Origin of the sequence: Limosilactobacillus balticus, from assembly GCF_014145615.1 — a bacterium.
Lineage (GTDB): Bacteria > Bacillota > Bacilli > Lactobacillales > Lactobacillaceae > Limosilactobacillus > Limosilactobacillus balticus.
On record NZ_JACIVH010000042.1, the window covers coordinates 383,958 to 390,120 of the forward strand.

Annotated in this window: 5 protein-coding genes; 4 read left to right on the forward strand and 1 reads right to left on the reverse strand. The window is 37.8% G+C overall.

Going from position 1 to position 6,163, the window contains the following annotated elements; all coding sequences use genetic code 11:
• Positions 1-125: 125 nt before the first annotated feature.
• Both H5S10_RS02750 and H5S10_RS02755 read left to right on the forward strand, forming a co-directional pair.
• Positions 126-506 carry a DUF4430 domain-containing protein gene (locus tag H5S10_RS02750; protein WP_182587085.1) on the forward strand — a complete coding sequence of 127 codons (381 nt, stop codon included), beginning with the start codon at positions 126-128 and terminating at the stop codon, positions 504-506.
• Position 507: 1 nt separating this feature from the next.
• Positions 508-1,041, forward strand: a complete 534-nt coding sequence (locus H5S10_RS02755) for an ECF transporter S component (RefSeq protein ID WP_182587084.1) — start codon at positions 508-510, stop codon at positions 1,039-1,041.
• A 59-nt stretch (positions 1,042-1,100) separates the two neighbouring features.
• Here H5S10_RS02755 and H5S10_RS02760 read toward each other — a convergent pair whose 3' ends face one another.
• Complete coding sequence (locus H5S10_RS02760; protein ID WP_003664920.1) at positions 1,101-2,105, reverse strand: D-2-hydroxyacid dehydrogenase; 1,005 nt, start codon at positions 2,103-2,105, stop codon at positions 1,101-1,103.
• A gap of 169 nt (positions 2,106-2,274) precedes the next feature.
• On the opposite strand from H5S10_RS02760, the gene H5S10_RS02765 reads away from it, so the two are divergent.
• Both H5S10_RS02765 and H5S10_RS02770 read left to right on the forward strand, forming a co-directional pair.
• Positions 2,275-4,017: an ABC transporter ATP-binding protein gene (locus H5S10_RS02765; protein WP_182588632.1), complete on the forward strand. Its 1,743-nt coding sequence runs from the start codon at positions 2,275-2,277 to the stop codon at positions 4,015-4,017.
• Complete coding sequence (locus H5S10_RS02770) at positions 4,001-5,833, forward strand: ABC transporter ATP-binding protein (RefSeq protein WP_182588633.1); 1,833 nt, start codon at positions 4,001-4,003, stop codon at positions 5,831-5,833. Before H5S10_RS02765 ends, H5S10_RS02770 begins: the two co-directional genes overlap by 17 nt.
• Positions 5,834-6,163: the final 330 nt, after the last annotated feature.

Below are 6,163 nucleotides of genomic sequence, written 5' to 3' on the forward strand. Positions count from 1 at the left end.
CATGAAAAAAGTAGAATTTATTTGTCTGCTTTTTAATAAACTATTGAACTGTCTCCTAAGTAATTGTACTTTTAAGTTGTAAAAGTTATAGCGCTTTCAAAGGAAGACGCAGGAGGCAATAATTTATGAAAAAGTTTAAAGTTTTGAGCAGTATCTTAGTTATGTTTTTGGCATTTTTTATACTAACTGGATATACAGATAAAGATCGAAAGGGTAGTAATAATACAATAAAAGTTACTTATACCCTTAAACAAGGTAAGAAGACTGTTGCCACAAAGAATACTACTTTAAAGAAGAACGATAAAGTAATTACTGGATTAAAAAAGAATTGGAAAGTGGAAGAAGCAAAGGGTTTTATTACTTCAATTGATGGTAGAAAAGAAAACCAAAAGAAGAGTATTTATTGGACATACACAGTAAATGGTAAAAAAGTAAATAAGTTAGCTAATCAGCAAACTCTTAAGAATAATGATAAGGTCCAATTTACACTAGATAAGGCGGAATAGTATGAAAGCGCGATCGCAGGTTGTTAGTAAGCATGACCAAGTTAAACGGATGACATTAATTGCTATGCTTGCTGCTTTAGGAACTGTTTTACGAGTATTTAAGATTATTCCGATTCCTAATGTGCAGCCAGTTACTGATCTAATTATGCTTGCAACTTTAATGTTGGGAATTGGTTTTGGAATATCGTTAGCAGTAATGATAATGATTTTATCAAATCTCTTACTAGGATTTGGCATATGGACAATTCCGCAAATTTTAGCATATGTAGTTTGTGTTGTTACAATAGCAGGATTAGCTAAAGTAACGCCCTTAAAGAAGCATTTTACTCTTCAATTAATTTTAGCGACGTTTTTAGGTTTTGAATACGGATTTATAGTTAGTTTGGGAATGTCGATATATGGGGGCTGGGCTGCTTTTATGGCGTACTGGCTAAGTGGTTTACTATTTGATTTTTATCATGCGGTTGGTAATTTTGGTTGTTATTTTATCTTGTATAAACCCTTAACGGTTGCGTTTAAACGCTACTTGCAATAATACTAAATGAAAAAAGAGACTGGAATTTATCCAATCTCTTTTTTCATTTATAGTGATTATTAACCAACCTTAACCGGTGTATCAGCTTCTTCACCATTAATCAATTCAAGATTATTGTCAAAGGCATTCAGAACCATATTCCGAACAGCATGAGTAGTATAGAAAGCTGTATGTGGAGTAACCAGAACGTTTGAACGATCAATTAGGTCTTTAAGACGCTTGTCAGGGAAGTCCTTGCCACGCCAATCTTCGTTAAAGATACCAACTTCATCTTCATAAGTGTCCATGATAAAGCCAAAGATCTTTCCGCTATCAAGTCCTTCAATCACAGCATCAGTATCAACTAATGCGCCTCGGGAACAGTTCACAATTACAACATTATCTTTCATTTTAGCAATTGCGTCTTTATCAATCATGTGGAAGTTTTCTTTAGTAGCCGGAACATGAAGAGAAACTACATCAGCTTGAGCATATAGATCATCAAGGCTGTCAACGTAATATCCTTGCTTCTTTAATTCTGGATTTTCAAATGGATCGTATGCAATTACCTTAGCACCGAAGCCTTCCATAATTTGCATATAAACACGTCCAATATGACCAGTTCCGATAACACCAACAGTTTGATCACGCACTTCGCGACCAATTGTTGGAGCCCAACGTAAATCGCCATTAGCAATCTTTTCATCTAAGACCTTGGTTTGGCGAAGAATTCGGGCTGTTTGAATAGCTGCATGTTCAGCAATTGCGTTTGGTGAGTAAACAGGAACGTTAGTAATTTCAAAGCCAAGTTCTTTTGCCTTAGCCATGTCAATGTTGTCAACACCAACGTTTCGTAATGACATCTTTGTAATACCTTCGTCAGCTAGTGCTTGTAGCGTTTCTGGCGTGTAATCGAGTTGTTGGTAAACGACTACCCCGTCAGCTCCTTTAGCTTTTGCGGCCGTTTCAGGAGTTAAGAGTTCATCCGTATATTCTACTTCTACTTCGGGATGATCCTTAGCCCATTCTTTAACGTAAGGTTCTTCATCTTTTCTGATACTAAAAGCAAAAATTTTTTTAACCATAAATATCTATCTTCTTTCTGTATGTGCCAAAAGTGTGTAATTGCTTTCAAATAATATTCTATCTTATATAAAAGTGTTAATCAAAGAGATTATTAGAATAAAAGCTAATTTTTCAAAAAGTCTGTATAATAGTTCAAGATGATTAAAAATAGATGAAGGAAGGATTGTTTTGATACGTATAGCACGAAAAAATTTAGCCTTATGGGCAACAATTGGTGCAGTTTTCTTTTTATTAATCCAAGTTTCGTGTGACCTATATTTGCCGACAGTTACCGCCGACCTTGTTAATCGGGGAATTGTGCAAAAGGATATGGGTGTGATTTGGAATGAAGGAATTAAGATGCTGATTGTGGCTGCGATTGGATTAGTGGCAGCTGGATTAAATGTTTATTTTGCGGCGACTCAATCAATGAAGGTGGGGGAAAAGTTACGAAGCCAAATCTATCATAAGGTTTTACGCTTTTCGAATCGTGAAATGGATGAGTTTGGCGATTCATCTTTAATTACGCGGTCAACCAATGATATTGTGCAAATTCAAAATGTCATGGTGCAAATGCTGCGGATGATGCTTCAATCACCTGTAATGCTTGTTGCAGCCTGTGTTCTAGCTTACGTTCGAGAACCGCAACTAACTAAAGTGTTTTTTATTAGTTTGCCGATTTTAGCAATTATCGTCATGGCGGTTATGTACTTTGCAGTTCCGTTATTCAAGAGCATTCAGAAAAAAACTGATCGTATTAACTTAATCTTCCGGGAAGGGCTGACAGGAGTTCGAGTTATCCGTGCTTTTCGCCAGGAAGGTCGGGAACAAAACCGTTTCAAAAAAGCAAATGAAGACTACACGCAAACCGGAATCAAGGCCTTTACAATTGTTTCAACGTTATTCCCAGTAGTAACGCTTATTTTAGGAATGACAAATGTTGCCATTATTTTGCTAGGTGGCCATCTTGTAGCTAATATGAGCATGCAAGTAGGGGATTTAATTGCCTTTATGACATATGCTACTCAGATTATGATTAGCTTTATGATGCTTTCAATGATTTTTGTCTTTGTTCCACGAGCATCGGCATCTGCTACCCGGGTTAATGCAGTTCTGGACCAGCCGATCAGTATTCATGATGCACCGGAAAAAGATCAAGAAAAGATTTCGATTAATCAACCAGCCTCGCTTGAATTTAAGAATGTTGATTTTCGTTTCCATGGGGCAGAAAGATTGGCTTTGCATGACTTGAACTTTAAAGTTACAGCAGGCCAAACGTTAGCGATTATTGGAGGAACCGGCTCAGGTAAATCGGCTTTGGTTAACTTAATTCCGCGGCTATTTGATATTGAAAGTGGAGAGATTAAAGTCGATGGTGTTCCAGTAAAAAAACTAAGTCAACATAACTTGCATGAGGTTATTTCTATTACCCAACAGCAAGCAGTTCTTTTTAGTGGGACTATTCGTTCTAACCTTCAATTTGGTTATGAGGAAGCAACGGATAAAGAAATGTGGCATGCGCTTGAGATTGCGCAAGCGGCAGATTTCGTCCGTGAAGAGGGTGGTTTGGACGCAGTTGTTGAGCAAAACGGAAGTAACTTTTCTGGTGGTCAACGCCAACGGTTAGCGATTGCTCGAACAATTATTAAGCCAGCGTCGATTTATGTTTTTGATGACTCATTCTCAGCCTTAGATTTTGAAACTGATGCAAAACTCCGGGCGGCCTTAGCAAAAGACTCACAAATTCAACGAGCTGTAACGGTTATCGTGGCCCAGCGAATCTCGACAGTTGTTGATGCTGACCAAATTATTGTGCTTGATGAAGGACGGGTTGTTGGTCAAGGTACTCATCAAGAATTAAAAGCACATAATGAAACTTACCAACAAATAATTAAGTCACAAGTCGAGAAAGGGGATGTTGATCGTGCGTAGAGGACCACGAGTAACTGAACAAGCTCAACACTTTTGGTCAACCACAAAGCGATTAATTACCTATTTACGGCCATGGCGAGTGGGGGTTATTTTTTCAATTCTCTTAGCCGTTATTTCCGTTATTTTGTCAATCTTAGCACCAAAAATTCTTGGGGAAGCTACTACAATTATTTATGACGGAATGATTAAGGGTTATGCAGAAATGAAAGCTGGCGCCCATTTAAATACCCTTCCAATTAACTTTACTCGGATTTGGCAAATTGGAATTACCGTCATTTTACTTTATTTATTCTCTGGATTATTTAGTTTCCTCCAACTACAAATTATGACACGCGTATCGCAACGTGTTGTTTATAATTTGCGTCAAGACTTTGAAGAGAAAATGCGCCGAGTACCAATTAAATATTATGATACTCACAATAATGGGGATATTATGAGTCGAATGGTTAATGATATGGATAATATTGCGGGAACCCTGCAACAAAGCTTAATTCAAATCATTACAAGTGTGTTAACGGTTGTTGGTGTATTTATTTTAATGTTAACGATTAGCTGGAAATTAACTATTATTGCTCTTGTGATGATTCCGTTGAGTATTCTGGTAGTTGCATTTGTAGCGCCTACTTCACAACGGCTATTTGGTCGTCAGCAAGCCGCTTTGGGAAAAATTAATGACCAAGTGGAAGAAACGTACGCTGCTCATACGATCGTACGGACATTTAATAAGGAACAAGATGAAGAAGAAAAGTTTAACAAAGAGAATCAGCAGTACTACCAAGCGGCATGGAAGGCACAATTCTTCTCTAGCTTAATGATGCCAATGATGGTCTTTATTCGGAATCTTGGTTACCTTGTTGTAGCAGTTATTGGAGCGATTCAAGTTATTCACGGGCAGATTACACTTGGTAATGTGCAAGCATTCCTGCAATATACTAACCAGTTTTCACAGCCAATTGCCCAAATCGCTAATCTAAGTAACACCATCCAACAAACAATTGCTTCGGCAGAACGTATTTTTGCTGTTTTGGATGAACCAGAAATAAGTAATAAGGTTGAAGATATTCCGTCCCTTACTGGGAAAGATATTCCGAAAGTTGAATTCAAGGATATCAAGTTTAGTTATACCGATGAACCACTTATTCAAGACTTTAACCTTAAAGCACCACGAGATAAAATGGTCGCAATTGTTGGTCCAACCGGAGCGGGGAAAACGACCATTATTAATCTTCTAGAGCGATTTTATGATCCGCAAGGCGGCCATATCTATCTTGATGGGAAAGATACGCGTTCAATGACTCGTGATACCTTACGTAAACATATTGCAATTGTTCTTCAAGATACCTGGCTCTTTACAGGGACAATTTTTGAAAATATTAAGTACGGAAACGAGGAGGCATCGGATGAAGAAGTCTATCATGCTGCTAAGATGGCACGGGCGGATGCCTTCATTCGTGAACTGCCTGATGGTTATCAAACGGTCTTGGACGAGTCCGCTTCTAATATTTCACAAGGGCAACGACAATTATTAACAATTGCGCGGGCATTTTTAGCTGATCCGGAAATTTTGATTTTGGATGAAGCAACTAGTTCCGTTGATACCCGAACAGAAGTCTTGATTCAAGAAGCGATGAATGCTTTACAGCAAGAACGAACTAGTTTTGTTGTTGCTCACCGTTTATCAACGATTCGAAAAGCTGACCAGATTGTTGTGGTTAACCATGGGAAGATTATTGAAACAGGTAATCATGAATCATTAATGAATAAACATGGCTTTTACGCTAATCTTTATAATAGTCAGTTTGCTGGAAATAATTAAAGAAAAATGTGAGTGTAAAACAACCTTTTCGACAAGGCGGTGGGCTAAGCTAGAATGATGATTAGCACGGCACGGGCTGATTATCGTTCGGACTTAGCCTCGAGCCTTGTGGTTGTTTTGCACGTTATCTTGTTATTGTTCATAAAAATAATTGAGGCTGAGAGAAAATCAGAGGGCGAGGTTATAATGCCCTAAGTTTTCTCTCAGCCTCATTTCCTACGATTAGTCAAGAAAAATATTTAGAAAAGAAGAGTATACTAAACCAACCCGGTTCTTCTTCAAAAATCGAGAATTAGTGGTATATTAAATTTGTGAGACGATTATGCCCTC